Below are 19,247 nucleotides of genomic sequence, written 5' to 3'. Positions count from 1 at the left end.
TCGGCGGAAAATCGGGCATAACGGGACGAGCCTCTTGTCACCCGGACACCAAGCCGTCAAAGTAGCCGCCAGAAGTTCACCGGAGGGGAGTTGACGTGCGGCGCTCGGTGGTCCTGCTGGGTGCTGCCGGGTTCTTGGTCGTGGTGGTGGGCGCCACCGTGGCCGTGTCACTGATGCCGGGGGACGAGACCGGCGCGGCCGCCCCGATCGAGGTGTCGCGGTCCGTGTGCGGCAACGGCTGGACCGCGCCGCGGCCCGGCTCGCAGACGCTGCAGGTGCGCAACAACGCCGCGGTCACCGTGGAGGTCGAGGTGATCGACCCCGCCACCGGCACGGTGTTCGGCGAGCTGGACGGCGTCGGGGCCGGCACCACGCGCGCGCTCCCGGTCAACCTCGGCAACGGCGGCTACGCGCTGCGCTGCATCCCCGACGACGGCACCCCGTTCGTCGGCGCGACGGTGCAGGTCACCGGCGGCGCGGACCGGCCGGGCTCCGCGGTGGTGCCCGTGACGAACGCCGACCTGCTCGGCCCGCTCAAGCAGTACCACGCCTACGTCGCCGACGGGCTCGGCACGCTGGCCGGCCAGACCGCCGCGCTCAAGCGGTCCGTCCACAGTGGAAACCGGGAGTCGAGCCGGCGCGACTGGCTCACCGCGCACCTGACCTACGAGCGCCTCGGCGCCGCTTACGACGCGTTCGGCGACTCCGACGGCGCCATCAACGGCACCACCGACGGCCTGCCCGGCGGCGCGGCGGACCCGGGCTTCACCGGCTTCCACCGGCTCGAGAACGGCTTGTGGCACAACGAAAGCCTCGGCAGCCTGGCCCCGGTCGCCGACCAGTTGGACGCCGACGTGTCAGCTCTCAAGACCGCGTTCGCCGACGCCCAGATCGACCAGAACGACCTCGGCCTGCGCGCGCACGAGATCATGGAGAACACCCTGCAGGCCGAGCTGACCGGCCGCACCGACTACGGCAGCGGCAGCAGCCTGGCCACCGCCGGCGCGAACGTCACCGGCACCCGCGCCGTGCTCGACGTGCTCCGGCCGCTGCTGGCCACCCGCTTCCCGGGTCTGAAGGACCTCGACGCCTGGCTCGACCGGACCGAGCGCGACCTCAAGGCCGTCGAGGGCAGCTCGCTGGCGGAACTGGCGCAGCCACAACGCGAACGCGTCAACGCCGACGTCTCGGAACTCACCGAGCGCCTGGCGCCGATCGCCGCGATCGCCGAGCCGCGGAGGGTCTCGTGACGCTCGGGCGGCGCGCGTTCCTGCGCGGGGCGGCGGCCGCGGGCGCCGGTGCGGGCCTGGCCGGGATGGCCGGCAGCGCGGCGGCGAGCTCCAGCGGCACCCCGTTTTACGGCCGGCGGCAGGAGGCGATCCTCTCGGACCCGCCGCGGCACACGATCGTCGCGGCCTTCGACGTCGTCGCGCAGGACCGGGCCGAGCTGACCGGCCTGTTCCACGAGCTGACCGACCGGGCCCGGTTCCTGACCCGCGGGGGAGCGCCCGCCGCGGTCGGCATCACCGGCCCGCCCGCCGACTCCGGTGTGCTCGGGCCCGAGGTGCCGCCGGGAGAGCTTTCAGTGCTGCTCGGCGCGGGCTCGTCTCTGTTCGACGGCCGTTACGGCCTCGCGTCGCGCAAACCCGCGAAGCTCAAGCCGATGACCATGTTCCCAGACGACGCGCTCGACCCGGCCTGGTGCCACGGCGACCTGAGTCTCACCCTCAGCGCCGAGGAGCCGGACACCGTGCTGCACGCCCTGCGTGACCTCACTCGCGCCACCCGCGGCGGGATGCAGCTGCGCTGGAAGATCGACGGCTTCACCGCACCCCCGCGTCCGTCGGGCACACCGCGCAACCTGCTGGGCTTCAAGGACGGCACGGCCAACCCGGAGCCGCCCGCCTTGGACAGTCTGGTGTGGACGGACGAGGGCGGCAGCTACCAGGTGATCCGGCTGATCCGGATGCTGGTCGAGTTCTGGGACCGCGTCTCGCTTTCCGAGCGGGAGAACATGATCGGCCGCCGGCGCGACACCGGCGCCCCGCTCGACGGCGACCGGGAGTCCGACGAGCCGCGTTACGGCCAGGACCCCGTGGGCACCGTGATCCCGCTGACCAGCCACATCCGCCGCGCCAACCCGCGCACGCCGCAGACCGACGGCGAGCGGATCCTGCGGCGCGCGGTGAACTACGACCGTGGTGTGGACTCGAACGGCAACCTCGACATGGGGCTGGTGTTCACCTGTTACCAGCGCGACCTCGAGCGCCAGTTCGAGACCGTGCAGCAGCGGCTCGCCGGCGAGCCGCTCACCGATTACGTCTCACCGTTCGGGGGCGGGTACTTCTACCTGCTGCCCGGCGTGACCGGCCCGGCCGACCACTTCGGCCGGGCGTTACTGGGTTAGGCACCACTGGGCGGAAAGGGGCAGGTTGTGGGCAGGAGCAGGAGGAGGACGGCGCTCGCCGCGGGCGCGCTGGCCATGGCCGCGCTGCTGGCGTCGGCGTGCGCGAGCAGTGAGGCGGCACCGGTGCCCGGGCACGCGGTGGACGCGGCGGGCTTCGCCACCGCGACGCCGATCAAGCACGTGGTGGTGATCTTCGGCGAGAACATCTCGTTCGACCACTACTTCGGCACCTATCCGAAGGCCACCAACGAAAACGGCACGCCGTTCCGGCCCGCGCCCGGCACCCCGGCGGTGAACGGGCTGACACCGAAGCTCCTGACCGACAACCCCAACGCGTACAACCCCAAGCGGCTCAGCCCGGACCAGGCGCTGACCTGCGACCAGGCGCACGACTACAACAAGGAGCAGGCCGCCTTCAACGGCGGGAAGATGGACAAGTTCGTCGAGCACACCGAGAAGGACAAATGCACCGGGCAGCCGGTGCTGTTCGGCGAGCCCGGCCTGGTGATGGACTACTTCGACGGCAACACCGTCACCGCGATGTGGAACTACGCCCAGCACTACGCGCTGAACGACAACTCGTTCGACGCGGTCTTCGGCCCGTCCAGCCCCGGCGCGGTCAACCTGGTCTCCGGCCAGACCCACGGCCTCCAGCCGGTGGACTCGGTCACCGGCGAGCCCAAGGTGGACCCGAAGACGGCCGCCTCGCCGGACGCCCAGGGCGTCGGCACCATGATCACCGACCCGGACCCGGCGTTCGACGACTGCTCCGACAACAACCACACCGCCACCGACAACCTCGGGGCATTGCAGGGCCGCAACGTCGGCGACCTGCTCAACGCCCGCAACGTCACCTGGGGCTGGTTCGAAGGCGGCTTCAAGCCGACCGGTGCCGCCAACGGGTACGCGGTCTGCGGCACCCAGCACCCGAACGTCGGCGGCCAGGCGTCGGTGGACTACAGCCCGCACCACGAGCCGTTCCAGTACTACCGGTCCACGGCCAACCCGAAGCACCTGCCGCCCAGCTCGCTGCACGCGGTCGGCCAGACCGACCAGGCCAACCACCAGTACGACGTGAGCGATTTCAACGACGCCCTCGGCGCGGGCACCATGCCGGCGGTCAGCTTCCTCAAGGCACCGTCCTATCAGGACGGTCACGCCGGTTACTCGGACCCGCTGGACGAGCAGGCGTTCGTGGCCGCCGAGGTGAACAAGATCCAGGCCTCGCCGCACTGGCGCGACACCGCGATCGTGCTCGCCTACGACGACTCCGACGGCTGGTACGACCACCAGGCCCCGAAGATCGTGAACGGCTCGCACGACGCCGCGCAGGACTCGCCGATCTGCACCTCACACCCGGTGAAGCTGGGCGGCTACGCCGACCGCTGCGGCTACGGCCCGCGCCTGCCGCTGCTGGTGATCTCGCCGTACAGCAAGGTCAACCGGGTCGACCACACGATGACCGACCAGACCTCGGTGCTCCGGTTCATCGAGGACAACTGGCACCTCGGCCGCATCGGCGACAGCTCCTACGACGCGCTCGCCGCGCCGTTGACCGGGATGTTCGACTTCTCGTCCCCGAAGGCGAAAACCCTGAAGCTGGACCCGAAAACCGGCGCTGTCGTCCCCTGACCAGGGCTGACGGAAGACGAGGCGGTGGTCACAAGGCCCTCGGCCGAAGCGGGGGCCGGCGCGTACAGTGACCGAGTTGATCAGTCCACGAGCACGGAAGCGAGGTGAGCGGCACATGCCGGAAGACAGTCCTGTGCGGACCGGAATCGCCCTCACCCGCGGGTCTCGCGGGCGCTGATCCAGCGCGGGGCGGCTCCGGCGCGCCCCTGTCTGGCTGTGTGCGCACGCCGGAAAAGAGCCGGATCATGACCACTTTCGAAATGCTGCTGCGCGTCGGCACGGGTGTCGGGCTGGGTGCCGTCATCGGGTTCGAGCGCCAGTACCGCGCCCGGATGGCGGGCCTGCGCACCAACGCGCTGGTCGCCGTCGGGGCCACGCTGTTCGTCCTGCTGTCCGCCCACGGCTTCGGCGGCCTGTCCGGCACCGGGAACGCCGACCCGACGCGAGTGGCCGCGCAGATCGTGTCCGGCATCGGGTTCCTCGGCGCCGGCGTGATCCTGCGCGACGGCCTGAACGTCCGCGGCCTCAACACCGCGGCGACGCTGTGGTGCGCCGCCGCGGTCGGCTCGCTGGCGGGGGCCGGGCTGTACCGGGTGGCGGTGGCCGGGACCGCCGTGGTCGTCGCGGTGAACGTGCTGCTGCGGGCTCTGGGCCGGATCGTCGACCGGCGTCCGGAGACCGGTGACGAGACTCCGGCGCGCTACTCCTTCGAGGCCGTCACCCGCGACGCAGACGAAGCCCACGTGCGCGCCCTTCTCGTGCAAGCCTTGACCCGCACGGACTTCCGCCTGCTTTCGGTGGAGAGCGTCGACCGCCCGGCCGACGGCACGGTCGAGGTCCGCGCCGAACTCGCGGGCGACCAGCGTGACGACGCCCAGATGGAGTCGGCCGTCTCGCGGCTTTCGCTGGAGCCTTCGGTCTCCCGCGTGCGCTGGGATGTGGCCGCGGGGTTTCCCGCGCACCGATGAGTTTCCGCGCCCGGCCCGGTCTACCCGGGCAAGACGCGAAACCACGGGAGGCTCCGATGAGCAGCACCGCAAAAGGCAGCACCACAAAGGGCAGTACCGCAAAAGGAAAGGTGCGCTGGCACCTGATGATGTCGCTGGACGGGTTCGCGGCCGGGCCCGGGCATTCGCTGGACTGGGCGGGCGGGACGACGGTGCGCCCGGGCTGCCACGAGGAGGCGATCGGCAGTCTCGGGGCGGTGCTGGGCGGCCGCCGCGGTTACGACGCGATCGCCGCGCGGCATCCGGGCGAGGCGAGCCGGCAGCCGTACGGCGGCGCGTGGAGCGGGCCGGTGTTCGTGCTGACCCACCATCCCGGGGACGCGATCCCGGACCCCGGCATGACGTTCCTCGACTGCGACGTGGCCGAGGCGGTGGCGATCGGGCTGGTCGCGGCGGCGGGCAAGGACCTGGAGATCCACAGCCAGGACATCGCCCGGCAGTGCGTGGAGCGGGGCCTGGTCGACGAGTTCCACGTCCACCTGGCGCCGGTCATGCTCGGCTCCGGGGTGCGGCTGTTCGACGCGCCGGGGATCGACCCGGTGCGGTGGGAGCGGATCCACGACGGTGATCCGCTGCGGGCCGTCGAGCTGCGGTACCGGCCCGCCTGAGCCGGGCATCCGACAACGGCGAAGGCCGCCCCGGGAGAACCGGGACGGCCTTCGCTTGTGGTGTAACGGAAATCAGCTGCGGGTCATCTTGCGCAGCACGTACTGCAGGATGCCGCCGTTGCGGTAGTAGTCGGCCTCGCCCGGGGTGTCGATCCGGACGTCCGCCTCGAACTCCACCTTCGTGCCGTCCTGCTTGGTGGCGGTGACGTGCACGGTGCGCGGGGTCTCGCCGTCGTTCAGCTTGGTGATGCCGGCGATGTCGAACGTCTCGGTGCCGTCCAGCTTCAGCGACGCGGCCGACTCGCCGGCCGGGAACTGCAGCGGGATGACGCCCATGCCGATCAGGTTCGACCGGTGGATCCGCTCGAACGACTCGGTGATCACCGCGCGCACGCCCAGCAGCGAGGTGCCCTTGGCCGCCCAGTCACGGGACGAGCCGGAGCCGTACTCCTTGCCGCCCAGCACGACCAGCGGGGTGCCCGCCGCAGCATAATTTTGCGCCGCGTCGTAGATGAACGCCTGCGGGGCGTCCTCCTGCGTGAAGTCGCGGGTGTAGCCGCCCTGCACGTCGTCCAGCAGCTGGTTGCGCAGCCGGATGTTGGCGAAGGTGCCGCGGATCATCACCTCGTGGTTGCCGCGGCGCGAGCCGTAGGAGTTGAAGTCCTTCCGGCCGATGCCGTGCTCGGTGAGGTACTGCCCGGCCGGGGTGTCGGCCTTGATCGCGCCGGCGGGGGAGATGTGGTCGGTGGTGACCGAGTCGCCCAGCTTCGCCAGCACGCGCGCGCCGGAAATGTCGGCGACCGGCGCCGGCTCGGCCTGCATGCCCTCGAAGTACGGGGGCTTGCGCACGTAGGTGGACTCGGCTTCCCACTCGAAGGTCTTGCCCTCCGGGGTCGGCAGCGCCTTCCAGCGCTCGCCGCCGTCGAACACGTCCGCGTAGTCCTTGGTGAACATCTCCTGCGTGATCGAGGAGTCGATGGTCTCCTGGATCTCCTGCGGGGTCGGCCAGATGTCCTTCAGGAACACGTCGTTGCCGTCGGTGTCCTGGCCCAGCGGCTGGTGCTCGAAGTCGAAGTCCATGGTGCCGGCCAGGGCGTACGCGATGACCAGCGGCGGCGAGGCCAGGTAGTTCATCTTGACGTCCGGGTTGATCCGGCCCTCGAAGTTGCGGTTGCCCGAGAGCACCGAAACGGCGGTGAGGTCGTTCTCCTGGATCGCCGCGGAGATCTCGTCCGAGAGCGGGCCCGAGTTGCCGATGCAGGTGGTGCAGCCGTAGCCGACCAGGTGGTAGCCCAGCTTCTCCAGGTACGGCCACAGGCCGGCCTTGGTGTAGTAGTCGGTGACGACCTGCGAGCCCGGCGCCATCGAGGTCTTGACCCACGGCTTCACCGTCAGGCCCTTGTCGACGGCGTTGCGCGCCAGCAGCGCGGCACCGAGCATCACCGACGGGTTCGAGGTGTTGGTGCAGGAGGTGATCGAGGCGATCACCACGGCGCCGTGGTCCAGCACGAACTCGCCGCGGTCGCTCGTCTTCACCGTGACCGGCTTGGACGGGCGGCCGGACGCGCCGTTCGCGGCGGACTGGATGTCGACCGCGTCCTCGTCCTTGAACGAGAGCGAGGCCGGGTCGCTGGCCGGGAAGGACTCCTCGACGGCCTCGTCGAGCTTGGTGTGCGGGGTGCGCTGGTCGTCGTCCACGTAGTCGTGCACCGACTTGCGGAACGAGGACTTCGCGTCGGACAGCTCGATGCGGTCCTGCGGGCGCTTCGGGCCGGCGATCGACGGGACGACCGTGGACAGGTCCAGCTCGATGTACTCCGAGTAGGCCGGCTCGTGCGCGGCGTCATGCCAGAGGCCCTGCTCCTTGGCGTAGGCCTCGACCAGCGCGACCTGCTCGGCCGAGCGGCCGGTGAGCTTCAGGTAGCGGACGGTCTCCTCGTCGATCGGGAAGATCGCCGCGGTGGAGCCGAACTCCGGGCTCATGTTGCCGATGGTGGCGCGGTTGGCCAGCGGCACCGAGGCCACGCCGTCGCCGTAGAACTCGACGAACTTCGAGACCACGCCGTGCTTGCGCAGCATCTCGGTGATGGTCAGCACGACGTCGGTCGCGGTGACGCCGGTCGGGATCTCGCCGGTCAGCTTGAAGCCGACCACGCGCGGGATCAGCATCGACACGGGCTGGCCCAGCATGGCCGCCTCGGCCTCGATGCCGCCGACGCCCCAGCCCAGCACGCCCAGGCCGTTGACCATGGTGGTGTGCGAGTCGGTGCCGACGCAGGAGTCGGGGTAGGCCTGCCCGTTGCGGGACATCACCGTGCGCGCGAGGTGCTCGATGTTGACCTGGTGCACGATGCCGGTGCCCGGCGGGACGACCTTGAACTCGTCGAACGCGCCCTGGCCCCAGCGCAGGAACTGGTAGCGCTCGCGGTTGCGCTCGTACTCGATCTCGACGTTGCGCTCGAAGGCGTCGGCGCGGCCGAACACGTCGATGATCACGGAGTGGTCGATCACCAGCTCGGCGGGCGCCAGCGGGTTGACCTTGTCGGGGTCGCCGCCGAGATCGGTGACGGCCTCGCGCATGGTGGCGAGGTCCACGACGCACGGCACGCCGGTGAAGTCCTGCATGATCACGCGGGCGGGCGTGAACTGGATCTCGATCGACGGGTCGGCGCTGGGGTCCCAGCTGCCGAGCGCGCGGATGTGGTCGGCGGTGATGTTCGAGCCGTCCTCGGTGCGCAGCAGGTTCTCGAGCAGGATCTTCAGGCTGTAGGGCAGGCGCTCGGAGCCCTCGACCTTGTTGAGGCGGAAGACCTCGTACGAGGCGTCTCCCACCTTCAGCGTGTCTTTGGCGCCGAAGCTGTCCTTGCTGGCAGGTGCAGTCACGTCTAACTCCAGTGGCGTGGACCCCCGCCCTCGCGGGCCGGGGTCCCGGGTCAGTTCGGTGTGTTGTGGGGTCGTCGGGCCGACCACGACCGAGTCTTGCGCACCCCCACCGTAGGACCGGAATCGGGATGGCACACCTCGTCCGTCGCTCCAAACAGTACGCGTGTCCTGTATTAACTTCAAGACGACACGCGCAGTGAGCTGGGCCATTCGGACACGCCGCGCCGCGGGGGTCCCCCGATGAGGGGAATTGATACCTACGGTGTGTGAGTTCCGCCTGAGGCTTGTGATAGTGGTGTGACTGCAGTGGCATGCGGTGTGCACGCTGCGGAGTTTTGCCTGGTGGGCGTTGTCCCTGTGAACGGAGGTGGCGGGTCGTGGCGATCCGGAGTGCACGCGGTGCCCGGCCCGGAGTGCGGCGCGGCCTGACCGTCGGCACGTTCGCCCTGGTGGTGCTGTTCGGCGCGACCGGCACCGGTCTGGCGGTACCGCCGCCCCCGCCGAACCCGAGCGACTCGGACCTGAACTCCTCGAAGGCGGCGGCGAACGAGAAGGCCGGCGAAGTCGGCCGGCTGACCAACCAGCTCGCGCAGGCGGAGGGGAAGCTCAGCTCGCTGCAGGACGACCTCGAGCTGAAGCAGGAGCAGGCCAACAAGGCGCTGGTCGACCTGCAGACGGCGCAGGACGCGGCCACGCAGGCGGAGCAGGACGCCCAGTCCGCGCGCACGCAGGCCGACACGGCCGCGGCCGCCATCGAAAAGGCCCGCGAGGATCTGAAGAAGTTCGCCGCGGCGAGCTTCGAGCAGGGCAGCACGATCGGCTCGATCTCCGCGTACCTCACCGCCCAGAGCCCGCAGGACCTGCTGGCGCGCGCCCAGCTGCTGGACTCCATCGGCGGCTCGCGGCTGAACGCGCTGGACCGGCTGCAGCAGGCGCAGACGGACAAGTCCAACAAGGACTCCGCCGCGCGCAAGGCCCTCGACGTCGCGCAGCAGAAGCAAGCGGCCGCGCGGCAGGCCAAGAGCGGCGCGGACGCGGCGCAGTCCGCCGCCGTCGAGGCGCAGCAGGCACAGGCCGCCCAGAACACGCAGCTGGAGGCGAACAAGTCCTCTGTGGAGCAGCAGCTCTACGCCGCGCAGTCGAAGGTCAACGGCCTGCAGGGCCAGCGGCAGCGGTACCAGGACTGGGTCGCGCAGAAGCAGCGTGAGGACGAGGAACGCGCCCGTCAGGCGGCGCTGGCCGCCAGCCACAGCGGCGGCGGCAACGACGGCCCGTCCGGCGGCAGCCGTCCTTCCCCCGCGGCGGGCTCCTCGATCGAAGCGGTGATCGCGCGGGCGCTGGCCCAGGTGGGCCTGCCGTACGCCTGGGGCGGCGGCAACGCGAGCGGCCCGACCCGCGGCATCCGCGACGGCGGCGTGGCCGACATGTACGGCGACTACCGCAAGATCGGCTTCGACTGCTCGGGCCTGATGATCTACGCCTTCGCCGGAGTGCAGTCCCTCTCGCACTACAGCGGCTACCAGTACACGTCCGGCCGCCGCGTGCCGCTGTCCCAGATGCGCCGCGGCGACATGCTCTTCTACGGCGGCCCCGGCGGCATCCACCACGTCGCCCTGTACCTCGGCGGCGGGCAGATGGTGGAGGCCCCGCAGTCCGGCTCGTACGTCCGCGTGACCTCCGTCCGCTACGGCGGCATCATGCCGTACGCGACCCGGCTGATCGGCTGACCGCGCGGCATCAGCCGCGACTCGGCCCGGGGCGCCAGCTGCCGTCGAGCGGAACACCGGCGGCCGCGGCGATCCGGTCGCGTGAGGCCAGCAGCCGCGCCTGGAGCGCGGGCAGGTCGACGCCGAGCAGGCGGCCGTCCCGCTTGACCACCTGACCGGCCACGAGAACCGTGTCGACCAGCCCGGGGTGGCCGGCCGTGACGACGGTGCCGGCGGCGTCGGTGACCGGGAAGACGGTCGGGTCGTCGGCGCGGAGCAGGATCACGTCCGCGTCCTTGCCGGGAGTGAGGCTTCCCGTGCGGGCACCGAGACCGCACGACTGGGCCGCGTCGACCGTCACGAAGTCCAGCAGGTCCCGGGAATTCAGGCTGCCGTCGAGCCCGCGCTGCACGGCGAAGGCGGTGCGCATCGCGGCGAACAGGTCGCCGGCGGCGGACGGGCAGTCGTCGGCGGACAGCGTCGGGCGCAGGCCGGCCGCCAGCACCCGGCCGGTCTCCGGCCAGCCGAAGCCCATCTTCGCCTCGACGTCCGGGCTGATCGACACGGAGCTGCCCGCGTCGGCCAGCATCCGCAGCTCGTCGTCGCCGAGCCCGTTGGCGTGCACGAAAGTCGTGGTGTCCGACAGCAGCCCGTGCGCCCGGAGCTCGGCGACCGGCCGGCCGGCGGGCCCGCCGATCACGTGCATGCTGGTCCGCAGCCCGAGTTCGGCCGCCAGCTTCAGGTCCCCGGCGACGGTGTCCATGGTGACCTCGCCCGGGCCGCGCAGTCCCAGCGCCATGGTGACCAGGCCGCTATCGGTGACCCCGGATCGCACGCGGCGGAGCTCGGCTTCGATCCGGTCGGCGGTCCGGTAACCCGCGCCGTAGCAGAAGATCGACCGCCCCGGCGCGTCCCGGAGACCGGCCAGCGCGGCGTCGGCGTGCTCGGGGCGCTGCCCGGCGTGGCACCAGTCCAGCATGGTGGTCACGCCGGAGTGCAGGGCCTCCAGCCGGCCGAGCAGGTTCCCGAGGTAGACGTCCTCGGGCCGGTAGTGCGGCTTGAACGTGCCGTGCATCGCCGTCACGTAGTCGTCGAACGTCCAGTCGGCGCCGATGCCGCGGAACGCCGTCTGCCAGGAGTGGCGGTGGTTGTCGACGAAGCCGGGCAGCACGATCCGCGCGGTCCCGTCGATCACGTCGGCGTCCGGCGCGTCGATCCGTTCCGCGACGGCTTCGATGATGCCGTCGCGGATCAGCACGTCGCCGCGGGCGAAATCGCCGACGGCCGGGTCCAGGCTGAGGATCGTGCCGCCGGTGATCAGGGTTTTCATCGGGTGAACGCCTTTCTCGGTCAGTTCAGGGCTCGGTCAGTTCAGGGAGTCGGCCGCGGCGAGCACGTCGGCGACCAGGTCTTCGGTGTCCTCGGTGCCGGCGGCCAGCCGGACCAGGCCGAGCGGCACGCCGGATTCGGCGATCTGCCGCTCGCTGAGCATTCCGCGCCACATGGACGCCGGGTGCACGGCCAGCGATTCGACACCGCCGAGGCTGGCCGACCGGCGGGCGTAGTGCAGGCGGCCCAGAAACGCTTCCGCCGCCTCGAAACCGGCGGCCAGCTCGACCGCCAGCACGCCGCCGAAGCCGCTCATCCGCTGGGCTGCCAACGCGTGCTGAGGGTGGGTGACGAGACCGGGGTAGTGCACCTTCGCGACGGCCGGGTGATCCTGCAACGCTTCCGCGAGCGCCTGGCCGTTCGCGTTGTGCCGGGGCATCCGCAGGGGCAGGGTGCGCAGGCCGCGGAGCAGCAGCCAGGCGTCGAACGGGCCGAGCACGGCGCCGGTCAGCAGCGCGACGTCCCAGATCCGGTCCAGGAGCTCCGCCGATCCGGCCAGCACTCCGGCCGAAACGTCGCTGTGGCCGTTGAGGTACTTGGTCGCGCTGTGCCAGACCAGGTCGACGCCGAGGTCGGCCGGCCGCTGGTTCACCGGGGTGGCAAAGGTGTTGTCGGCCATGGTCAACGCGCCGTGCGCGCGGGCCAGGCCGGCGACGGCCGCCAGGTCGGTGATCTGGAGCAGCGGATTGCTGGGCGACTCCAGCAGGATCAGCCGGGTCCGCGGCGTCAGCGCCCGGCCGAACGCCGCGAGGTCGGTCTGGTCGACCTGCGTGACCGAAATCCCCAGGCGTGGCAACAGGTTCAGCAGCACCGACGCCGTGCCGCCGTAGGTGGACTTCTGCCCGATCACGTGGTCGCCGGCCGACACCAGGCCCAGCACGGCGGTGGTGAGCGCGGCCATCCCGGACGCGGTGACCAGCGCCGCCTCGGTGTGCTCCAGTTCCGCGACCACCGCCGCGACCTGCGCGTGGTTCGGATTGCCGTACCGGGTGTAGAAATCGTGTCCCCGCCGGTCCACCGCGACCCGGGCGAACGCCTCGGCGTCCTCGGCCGCGAAGGCCGCCGACTGGTAGATCGGCCGGGCCACCGCGCGGCTGGGCGCGACGTCCCGATCGGCGTGGATGGCGACCGTGCTGCGGCCAGGCATGGTTCCCCTTTCCCGGAGTGGATCACCGGCCCCACCAGAGTGCCCGGCCACCGGCCGCCATCGGAACGATCCGGCGCAACTTTGGCAGCAAGTAGCGTCACCGTCCGGGCCGTCCGATGTGCTAGAGCGCCGGAGCGCGCAATAATCTGCCTCATGGACGAGGTGGACCGGTCGATCCTGGCCGTGCTCGAAGCGGACGGCCGGATCAGCAACGCGGAGCTGGCCGCGCGGGTCGGCCTGTCGCCGTCGCCGTGCCTGCGCCGGGTGCGCCGGCTGGAGGAGACCGGGGTGATCCGGGGCTACCGGGCCGTGCTCGATCCCGCCGCCGTCGGCCGCGGCCTGCGGGTGTTCGCCGGGGTCCGGCTGGTGCGCCACGGGCGCGCGGACGTGGTCGCGTTCGAGCGCGCGGTCGTCCGGCTGCCCGGGGTGGTGCACTGCCACCACGTCACCGGCGACTACGACTACCTGCTCCACGTCGAGGTCGCCGACCTGCCCGCCTACGAGGACTTCCACGCCCACCGCCTGGCCGGCCTGCCCAGCGTGGCCGCCGTGACCAGCTACGTCACCATGAAGACGCTCTCAGCCGACTCTCGCTGATCAACCGGCCAGGCCGCGGAGCAGGCCTTCGAGATCACGTTCGCCTTCGCGGGTCTGGGCGCCGTGGGCGAGGCCCCCGCGGATCAGCTTCTCGGCCGCGGGGCGGACGAACTGGCCGGCCCAGGCGTCGTTTTCCCGCTGGAGACCGGCGGCCAGGTCGTCCGGGGTCAGGGCGTGCTTGGCCGCGGCGACCACGCCTTCCGGCAGGGCGGCGATGTTCCGGGCGAGCCGGTCGACCACCTCGTCGAGCTCTTCGGCGGGGACGGCGCGGTTGACCCAGCCGTGGCGTTCGGCGGTCTCGGCGTCGAACAGCTCGGCGCCCAGCACCGCCTCCAGCGCGCGATTGCGGCCGACGCGGTTGGCCAGGTACTGGGTGCCGCCACCTCCGGGGACGATCCCCATCAGCGCCTCGATCTGGCCGAGGCCGGCGCGGCCGATCGCGGCGAAGGCCATGTCCGCCGCCGCGACGAACTCCGCCCCGCCGCCTCGCGCCAGGCCGGCCAGCTTGACGATCGTCACCTGGGGCTGGTGCCGCAGCAGTTCGCCCAGAGCCTGGAAGACGTTGACACCACGGGGAATGCCGGCCGCCAGCCCGTCGAACGCGTCGGGGGTGTCCACAAGGGACATGTCCACGTGGGCGATGAAGAAGTCCGGGTCGGCGCTGTCGAACACGATCACCCGCGCCGAATCGTCGTCCCGCAGCGCCGCCAGCAGGTGCCGCAGGTCGGTCATGAGGGCGACGTCCAGCACGTTGACCGGCGGGTTGTCGAGGGTGACGCGGACGATGCCGGCCTCGCGGCTCACTCGCAGGGTCGCGTAGGCGGGGTGGGGCATGGAGGGCTCCGATTGCTAGGTTCCTGATGTATACCTAGCCTGGGACGGCGGGTCTCCGCCGTCAATAACGCACTTCAAGCATCGCAAGGATCATGGAGGATACTGCGGATGGCCAGTCCCCGGACCGATCCCGGCCCCGACGGCGTCGTCTACCGGGCCGACTGCCCCAGCCGCCCGATCCTCGACCAGATCGCCGACAAGTGGTCGATGATGGTGCTGGCCGTGCTGGAGAAACCCCACCGCTTCAACGAAATCAAGCGCCGCCTGGAAGGCGTGACCCAGCGGGTGCTCACCCAGACCCTGCGCCGCCTGGAACGCAACGGGATGATCGAGCGCCGCGTGCTGCCCACCTCGCCGGTCGGGGTCGAGTACTCGCTGACGCCGCTCGGCGAATCTCTGCGCGAGCCGTTCGGCCGGCTCTACGACTGGACGGTCGCCCACACCGGCGAGATCCAGGATTCCCAGCAGGGCTACGACCGTCGGCACGCGGAACCGTCGTCGGCCAGTCGCGCCGGTTGACGCACGCCGGGGACAGCACGACGCGACCGGGGAGACCCCTGCCGGATGTCAGGGCCCGTCGAGTGACGGATGGGCGGGACGGGGAGGCGTCCAGCCTGGACGCTTGTCGCATGATCGAATCGCCGGGCCGCTCCCGTAGCATCACCGCGGTGGTGCAAGACGAACCCGAGGAGTTCTCCATCCGGTCGTGGCCGGACTGGAGTTTCCGGGGCGAACCGCTGGACGGTCAGCGGCGGCGCGGCCGCCGGGCGATCGCGGTCGTCGCGCTGGCGAATCTCTCCTCGCTCTTCCTGATCGCGCGGTTCGTCGGCGTCGCCGACGGCGGGCGCGACCCGGTGCTCGCCGGCGTGTCGCTGGGCCTGGTCGTCTGTTACGGCGTGGGCTGCGTGCTGGCGCCGTGGTTCGGGCCGCCGGCGTCGCACCGGCTGCGGATCGCCATCGTGGCCGCGTTGTTCGTACTCGGGGCGGCGCCGGCCGTACTGCTGGGCTCGCCCGATTACCTGACCGACCTGACGTACGCCATCGCGTCCGGGCTGATGCTGTTGCCGCTGCGGTACTCCCTGCTGCTCGGCCTCGCCACCGCCCTGGCCCAGATCGGCTGGATGCAGTTGGCCGGCGGCCGGGTGAACTGGGCGCTGGTGGCCACGCTGGCCGCGGTGACCGCCGCCCTCGGCGTCGTGTTCGCGCTGGTCTTCACGATCGGCCAGCTGCGGGCCGCGCGTGCGCAAGTCCGCCGCCTGGCCGTGGACCAGGAACGGGAGCGGGTCGCCCGGGACCTGCACGACATCCTCGGGCACAGTCTCTCGACGATGACCGTCAAGCTCGGGCTGACCCGGCGGATCCTGGAGTCCGGCCGCGACCCCGGTCCGGCCATGACCGAGGTCGTCGAGCTGGAAAGCCTGTGCCGGCAAGCACTTTCCGACGTGCGGGCCACCGTCTCGGACTACCGCACGGTTTCGCTGACCAGTGAGATCGCCGGTGCCCGGATGGCCCTGCGCGCGGCCGGCGTGCGGGCCGAATTGCCCGCGACGGCTGACGAGGCGCTGCCCGGGCTGCACGGGGTTTTCGGTTACGTGGTCCGGGAAGCGGTCACGAACGTGCTGCGCCACTCCGATGCCGGACGCTGCAGCATCCGGCTCGGCCGCGACTGGGTGGAGATCGCCGACGACGGCACCGTCTCGGCCGAAGCCGTGGCCGGGCACGGGCTGACCGGTCTCGCCGAACGGCTGGACGCGGTGTCCGGCGTGCTCGAACACGGCCGGGCTCCCGGCGGCGGGTTCCGTGTGCTGGCCCGCGTCCCGGTCCCACAGTCGGCTGCCCAGCCGGTCTCGGCCGCCGGAACGGAGCCCGCATGATCCGCGTCCTGCTGGCCGACGACCAGGCGCTCGTGCGCGGTGCGCTGGCGTCGATGCTGCGGCTCGAGCCCGACCTCGAAGTGGTCGCCGAACTCGGCACCGGCACCGAGGTGCTGCCCGCCGCGCAGCGGACGGCGCCCGACGTCGCGCTGCTCGACGTGCAGATGCCGGGCCGGGACGGGCTGGCCGTGGCCGCCGAACTTCGCCACGCCCTGCCGTCCTGCCGGGTGATCATCTGCACCACCTTCAGCCGGCCCGGATACCTCTCCCGCGCGATGTCCGCGGGCGCGGCCGGCTACGTGGTCAAGGACTCCCGCCCCGAACAGCTGGTCAACGCCATCCGCCGGGTCCACGCCGGACTGCGGTTCGTGGATCCCGCCCTCGCGGCCGAATCCCTCGCGAGCGGTGCCAGCCCGCTGACCGACCGGGAGGCGGACGTGCTCCGCGCCGCGGCGGAGGGCGGCACAGTCGCCGACATCGCCAGGACCGTCGGGCTGTCCGAAGGAACCGTGCGCAACCACCTGTCGTCGGCGATCGGCAAGACCCAGGCCCGCACCCGCGCGGAGGCCGTCCGGCTCGCGGAAACGAGCGGCTGGCTCTGACGCCTGCCTTCTGCTGATCGCGGCGCGCAGGTCAGGCGGGTGCGACTGCGGGAGCGTCTCCGGAGCTGTCCCCGGCTTTCACCCGCCGGGGCCGGGTCAGGACCATCGCCTGGCAGCCCGGCAGCACCCGCAGCTCCTCGTGGTTGCCCGCGCGGTAGGAGCTGGGTGTCTGGCCGACGAGTTCGGTGAAGCGAGCGCTGAACGAGCCCAGGCTCGTACACCCGACGGCGAAGCAGACGTCCGTCACGCTCAGGTCGCCGCGGCGCAGCAGCGACTTCGCCCGCTCGATGCGGCGGGTCATGAGGTAGGAGTACGGCGTCTCGCCGTACGCGTCGCGGAAGCGGCGGCTGAAGTGCCCGGCCGACATCAGCGCGGTCCGGGCGAGCGCGGCCACGTCGAGCGGCTGCGCGTACTCGCGGTCCATCCGGTCGCGGGCACGCCGCAGCCGTCGCAGCTCGTCGAGGTCGGGGCTCATGCCGCCATTGTGCCTGCCGGACGGGCTGGAGTCAGCGGAACCCGCGGCTCACCGGCCGTGCCGTTCACAGAGCAGCAGCGTGCACACAGACGGGCAGGCCCGAGCGGGACACGGTATCCCGTTCGTGGGGGAGGCCGATCTTCTCGGCGACGCGCCGGGACGGGGTGTTGTCCGGGCGGATGATCGCGATCAGGCGGCTCGCGCCGAGCACGTCGCGGGCGTGGTCGCGGCAGGCGGCCGCCGCTTCGGTGGCGTAGCCGCGGCCCTGCAGGTCCGTGCGGAAGTGGTAGCCGACCTCGATCTCGGTGGCCCCGTCGATCTCCTGCGGGGTCAGGCCGCAGTCGCCGGCGAACTCGCCGGTGGCCCGGAGCGTGACCAGCCAGAGCCCGAACCCCTCGCGCCGGTAGAGGCGCTGGTTCCAGTCGATCCAGGCCAGGGCCTCGTCCCGGTCCCGGGGGCGCGGGTAGTGCCGCATCACGTCCCGGTCGCCGAGGAGCGCGGCCATGTCGTCGAGGTCGTCCGGGGTCATTTCGCGGAACGCGAGCCTTGCGGTGGGCTCGGGCGTGCGGCTCATCGGACCGCCTTCGCCGACGGGCTCCAGACGTGCGGCGTGGTCGTGGTGACGGCCGTGAAGCCGAGCCGTTCGAGGATCGGGCGGCTGTCCTCGGAGGCGTCCACTTGCAAGTACCGGACGCCGCGGGCCGCGGCCAGCCGGGCGCGGTGCGCGACCAGCGCCCGGTACAGGCCCCGGCCGCGCCACGCGGGCAGTGTGCAGCCTCCCCAGAGGCCGGCGAACTCGGTGCCCGGAACGAACTCCAGCCGCGCGGCCGAAACGAACCGGCCGTCCGCCTCGGCGACCACGTGCGTTGCGGCGTCCGGGCGGCCGACCAGGTCGGCGGCGAGCACGTCCTCGTCGGTGCCGAACACCTCGGCGCTCAGCGCGGCGATCCGCCGCAGGTCCGCCTCACCGCGTACTTCGTGCACCAGCGCTCCGTCCGGCGGCGCGGAGTCCAGCCCCAGATCGGCGACCGCCGCGATCACGACCGTCTCCGGCGGCTCCGGCTCGAAGCCCGCCGCGAGGAGCCGCTCCGGAAGCGACGCCGGCCGGTCGTGGCCACGCGTCTTCCACTCGACGGTCTCCCCGCGGGCGGCGAAGTGGTCCCGCTGCCGCGCGATCAGTTCGTCCAGCTCGGGCCCGGTGACGCCGAGGTCCGGCCGCCCGGTGACGAACCCGCGGCGGCCGCCGGTCACCCGGACCACCGGGCCGTCCGGGTCCAGCCGCAGGCCCGGCTCCGGGATCGTCAGCTCGGCGTGGCGGACCTGCTCTTCATAGGCGGCGAGCAGCCGCGCGGCGTCGGGCATTCCCGGACGCTAGCGTGGACCGGGTCCGCCAGGGGAGCGGTTTTCCGAAGGGGCAGGAGGCGCGAATGCCGTACGCGGGGATCGTGCTCGCCGGCGGGGCCGCGCGCCGGCTGTCCGGTGTGGACAAGCCCGGGCTGGTCGTGGGCGGTTCGTCCCTGCTTTCCCGGGCGGTGGCCGCCGTCGACGGCGCGGACCCGGTGGTGGTGGTCGGCCCGGAGCGGCCCGGTCACGAGGGGGTGCGGTGGACGCGCGAGCCTGTGCCCGGCACCGGCCCGGTGGCCGCGCTGGCGGCCGGCCTCGCGCTGGTGCCCGGGGACGGCGTCGTGGTCGTGCTGGCCGCCGACCTGCCCGGAGTCCGGAAGTCCACAGTGGACCGTTTACGGGCGGCCCTCGCGGACGCCGACGGGGCCGTGCTCGTCGATGCGGCGGGGGAGCGGCAGTGGCTGCTCGGTGCCTGGCGCCTGCCGGCGTTGAGGCAGGCGATCCCGGAGCCGCCGGAGAACGCGTCGCTGCGCCGGTCGCTGGCTGGGCTGTCCCTCGTGGACGTCCCGGCCGAGCCGGGCGAGAGCGAAGACATCGACACGCCGGCGGACCTGGAGCGCCACCGCTAGGGCGTCTTCACAGCTGTCATACCGCTGGTGCGGTTGCATTACCGGACGGACCGTCGTGTTCCGGCTGGGTGAGCGTGGCGGGCGAACGACGGTCCCCGCGAAGCAGTACGGTC

General features: G+C 71.9%; 18 protein-coding genes. 11 read left to right on the top strand and 7 right to left on the bottom strand.

What is annotated here, in order from left to right:
* Positions 1 to 95: 95 nt before the first annotated feature.
* The 5 genes from OG371_RS40545 (at position 96) to OG371_RS40525 (ending at position 5,654) form a co-directional block, all read left to right on the top strand.
* The gene (locus OG371_RS40545; protein WP_329061903.1) at positions 96 to 1,250 is read left to right on the top strand and encodes an EfeM/EfeO family lipoprotein; all 1,155 of its coding nucleotides are present in this window, start codon (positions 96 to 98) and stop codon (positions 1,248 to 1,250) included.
* Positions 1,247 to 2,407, top strand: coding sequence for a Dyp-type peroxidase (locus OG371_RS40540; protein WP_329061901.1), 1,161 nt, complete (start codon positions 1,247 to 1,249; stop codon positions 2,405 to 2,407). Before OG371_RS40545 ends, OG371_RS40540 begins: the two co-directional genes overlap by 4 nt.
* A gap of 75 nt (positions 2,408 to 2,482) precedes the next feature.
* Positions 2,483 to 4,039, top strand: coding sequence for a phospholipase C (locus OG371_RS40535; RefSeq protein ID WP_329073398.1), 1,557 nt, complete (start codon positions 2,483 to 2,485; stop codon positions 4,037 to 4,039).
* Positions 4,040 to 4,284: 245 nt separating this feature from the next.
* Positions 4,285 to 5,007 carry an MgtC/SapB family protein gene (locus OG371_RS40530; RefSeq protein ID WP_329061899.1) on the top strand — a complete coding sequence of 241 codons (723 nt, stop codon included), beginning with the start codon at positions 4,285 to 4,287 and terminating at the stop codon, positions 5,005 to 5,007.
* Between the two features lie 56 nt (positions 5,008 to 5,063).
* Positions 5,064 to 5,654 carry a dihydrofolate reductase family protein gene (locus tag OG371_RS40525; RefSeq protein ID WP_329061897.1) on the top strand — a complete coding sequence of 197 codons (591 nt, stop codon included), beginning with the start codon at positions 5,064 to 5,066 and terminating at the stop codon, positions 5,652 to 5,654.
* Positions 5,655 to 5,726: 72 nt separating this feature from the next.
* Here OG371_RS40525 and OG371_RS40520 read toward each other — a convergent pair whose 3' ends face one another.
* Positions 5,727 to 8,537 (bottom strand): aconitate hydratase, encoded by a 2,811-nt coding sequence (locus OG371_RS40520; protein ID WP_329061895.1) that lies wholly within the window; start codon positions 8,535 to 8,537, stop codon positions 5,727 to 5,729.
* A gap of 377 nt (positions 8,538 to 8,914) precedes the next feature.
* On the opposite strand from OG371_RS40520, the gene OG371_RS40515 reads away from it, so the two are divergent.
* On the top strand, positions 8,915 to 10,264 hold the full coding sequence (locus OG371_RS40515; RefSeq protein ID WP_442876035.1) for an NlpC/P60 family protein: 1,350 nt from the start codon (positions 8,915 to 8,917) through the stop codon (positions 10,262 to 10,264).
* Positions 10,265 to 10,274: 10 nt separating this feature from the next.
* Here OG371_RS40515 and OG371_RS40510 read toward each other — a convergent pair whose 3' ends face one another.
* The gene (locus OG371_RS40510; RefSeq protein ID WP_329061893.1) at positions 10,275 to 11,573 is read right to left on the bottom strand and encodes an amidohydrolase family protein; all 1,299 of its coding nucleotides are present in this window, start codon (positions 11,571 to 11,573) and stop codon (positions 10,275 to 10,277) included.
* A gap of 36 nt (positions 11,574 to 11,609) precedes the next feature.
* On the bottom strand, positions 11,610 to 12,779 hold the full coding sequence (locus tag OG371_RS40505; RefSeq protein WP_329061891.1) for a trans-sulfuration enzyme family protein: 1,170 nt from the start codon (positions 12,777 to 12,779) through the stop codon (positions 11,610 to 11,612).
* 153 nt (positions 12,780 to 12,932) lie between these two features.
* On the opposite strand from OG371_RS40505, the gene OG371_RS40500 reads away from it, so the two are divergent.
* The gene (locus tag OG371_RS40500; RefSeq protein ID WP_329061889.1) at positions 12,933 to 13,376 is read left to right on the top strand and encodes an Lrp/AsnC family transcriptional regulator; all 444 of its coding nucleotides are present in this window, start codon (positions 12,933 to 12,935) and stop codon (positions 13,374 to 13,376) included.
* Here OG371_RS40500 and OG371_RS40495 read toward each other — a convergent pair whose 3' ends face one another.
* Positions 13,377 to 14,210, bottom strand: a complete 834-nt coding sequence (locus OG371_RS40495; RefSeq protein WP_329061887.1) for an enoyl-CoA hydratase/isomerase family protein — start codon at positions 14,208 to 14,210, stop codon at positions 13,377 to 13,379.
* A 108-nt stretch (positions 14,211 to 14,318) separates the two neighbouring features.
* On the opposite strand from OG371_RS40495, the gene OG371_RS40490 reads away from it, so the two are divergent.
* The 3 genes from OG371_RS40490 (at position 14,319) to OG371_RS40480 (ending at position 16,686) form a co-directional block, all read left to right on the top strand.
* Positions 14,319 to 14,729: a winged helix-turn-helix transcriptional regulator gene (locus tag OG371_RS40490; RefSeq protein ID WP_329061885.1), complete on the top strand. Its 411-nt coding sequence runs from the start codon at positions 14,319 to 14,321 to the stop codon at positions 14,727 to 14,729.
* 149 nt (positions 14,730 to 14,878) lie between these two features.
* A complete protein-coding gene (locus tag OG371_RS40485) occupies positions 14,879 to 16,084 on the top strand; it encodes a sensor histidine kinase (RefSeq protein WP_329061883.1) in 1,206 nt (401 codons plus the stop codon).
* Positions 16,081 to 16,686: a response regulator transcription factor gene (locus tag OG371_RS40480; RefSeq protein WP_329061881.1), complete on the top strand. Its 606-nt coding sequence runs from the start codon at positions 16,081 to 16,083 to the stop codon at positions 16,684 to 16,686. Before OG371_RS40485 ends, OG371_RS40480 begins: the two co-directional genes overlap by 4 nt.
* A 31-nt stretch (positions 16,687 to 16,717) precedes the next feature.
* Here the strand turns inward: OG371_RS40480 and OG371_RS40475 are convergent, their stop codons facing one another.
* The 3 genes from OG371_RS40475 to OG371_RS40465 form a co-directional block, all read right to left on the bottom strand.
* Positions 16,718 to 17,161 carry a helix-turn-helix transcriptional regulator gene (locus OG371_RS40475; RefSeq protein ID WP_329061879.1) on the bottom strand — a complete coding sequence of 148 codons (444 nt, stop codon included), beginning with the start codon at positions 17,159 to 17,161 and terminating at the stop codon, positions 16,718 to 16,720.
* A gap of 64 nt (positions 17,162 to 17,225) precedes the next feature.
* Positions 17,226 to 17,735, bottom strand: coding sequence for a GNAT family N-acetyltransferase (locus tag OG371_RS40470; protein WP_329061877.1), 510 nt, complete (start codon positions 17,733 to 17,735; stop codon positions 17,226 to 17,228).
* Positions 17,732 to 18,523, bottom strand: a complete 792-nt coding sequence (locus tag OG371_RS40465) for a GNAT family N-acetyltransferase (RefSeq protein ID WP_329061875.1) — start codon at positions 18,521 to 18,523, stop codon at positions 17,732 to 17,734. Before OG371_RS40465 ends, OG371_RS40470 begins: the two co-directional genes overlap by 4 nt.
* Before the next feature lie 65 nt (positions 18,524 to 18,588).
* Between OG371_RS40465 and mobA the strand changes: the two genes are divergently transcribed.
* The gene (gene mobA / locus OG371_RS40460; RefSeq protein WP_329061873.1) at positions 18,589 to 19,134 is read left to right on the top strand and encodes a molybdenum cofactor guanylyltransferase; all 546 of its coding nucleotides are present in this window, start codon (positions 18,589 to 18,591) and stop codon (positions 19,132 to 19,134) included.
* The last annotated feature ends 113 nt before the right edge of the window (positions 19,135 to 19,247 follow it).

It is taken from the genome of Amycolatopsis sp. NBC_01480, from assembly GCF_036227205.1.
Classification (GTDB): Bacteria; Actinomycetota; Actinomycetes; order Mycobacteriales; family Pseudonocardiaceae; genus Amycolatopsis.
Note: the sequence above shows the minus strand (reverse complement) of the source record. Positions and strands in the feature narration are given on the sequence as shown.

Coding starts and splice junctions, on each gene's coding strand:
- OG371_RS40465 (WP_329061875.1), bottom strand. CDS start 18,523: ATGCCCGACGCCGCGCGGCTGCTCGCCGCCTATGAAGAGCAGGTCCGC.
- OG371_RS40495 (WP_329061887.1), bottom strand. CDS start 14,210: ATGCCCCACCCCGCCTACGCGACCCTGCGAGTGAGCCGCGAGGCCGGC.
- OG371_RS40510 (WP_329061893.1), bottom strand. CDS start 11,573: ATGAAAACCCTGATCACCGGCGGCACGATCCTCAGCCTGGACCCGGCC.
- mobA (WP_329061873.1), top strand. CDS start 18,589: ATGCCGTACGCGGGGATCGTGCTCGCCGGCGGGGCCGCGCGCCGGCTG.
- OG371_RS40525 (WP_329061897.1), top strand. CDS start 5,064: ATGAGCAGCACCGCAAAAGGCAGCACCACAAAGGGCAGTACCGCAAAA.
- OG371_RS40535 (WP_329073398.1), top strand. CDS start 2,483: ATGGCCGCGCTGCTGGCGTCGGCGTGCGCGAGCAGTGAGGCGGCACCG.
- OG371_RS40530 (WP_329061899.1), top strand. CDS start 4,285: ATGACCACTTTCGAAATGCTGCTGCGCGTCGGCACGGGTGTCGGGCTG.
- OG371_RS40490 (WP_329061885.1), top strand. CDS start 14,319: ATGGCCAGTCCCCGGACCGATCCCGGCCCCGACGGCGTCGTCTACCGG.
- OG371_RS40475 (WP_329061879.1), bottom strand. CDS start 17,161: ATGAGCCCCGACCTCGACGAGCTGCGACGGCTGCGGCGTGCCCGCGAC.
- OG371_RS40500 (WP_329061889.1), top strand. CDS start 12,933: ATGGACGAGGTGGACCGGTCGATCCTGGCCGTGCTCGAAGCGGACGGC.
- OG371_RS40470 (WP_329061877.1), bottom strand. CDS start 17,735: ATGAGCCGCACGCCCGAGCCCACCGCAAGGCTCGCGTTCCGCGAAATG.
- OG371_RS40480 (WP_329061881.1), top strand. CDS start 16,081: ATGATCCGCGTCCTGCTGGCCGACGACCAGGCGCTCGTGCGCGGTGCG.
- OG371_RS40505 (WP_329061891.1), bottom strand. CDS start 12,779: ATGCCTGGCCGCAGCACGGTCGCCATCCACGCCGATCGGGACGTCGCG.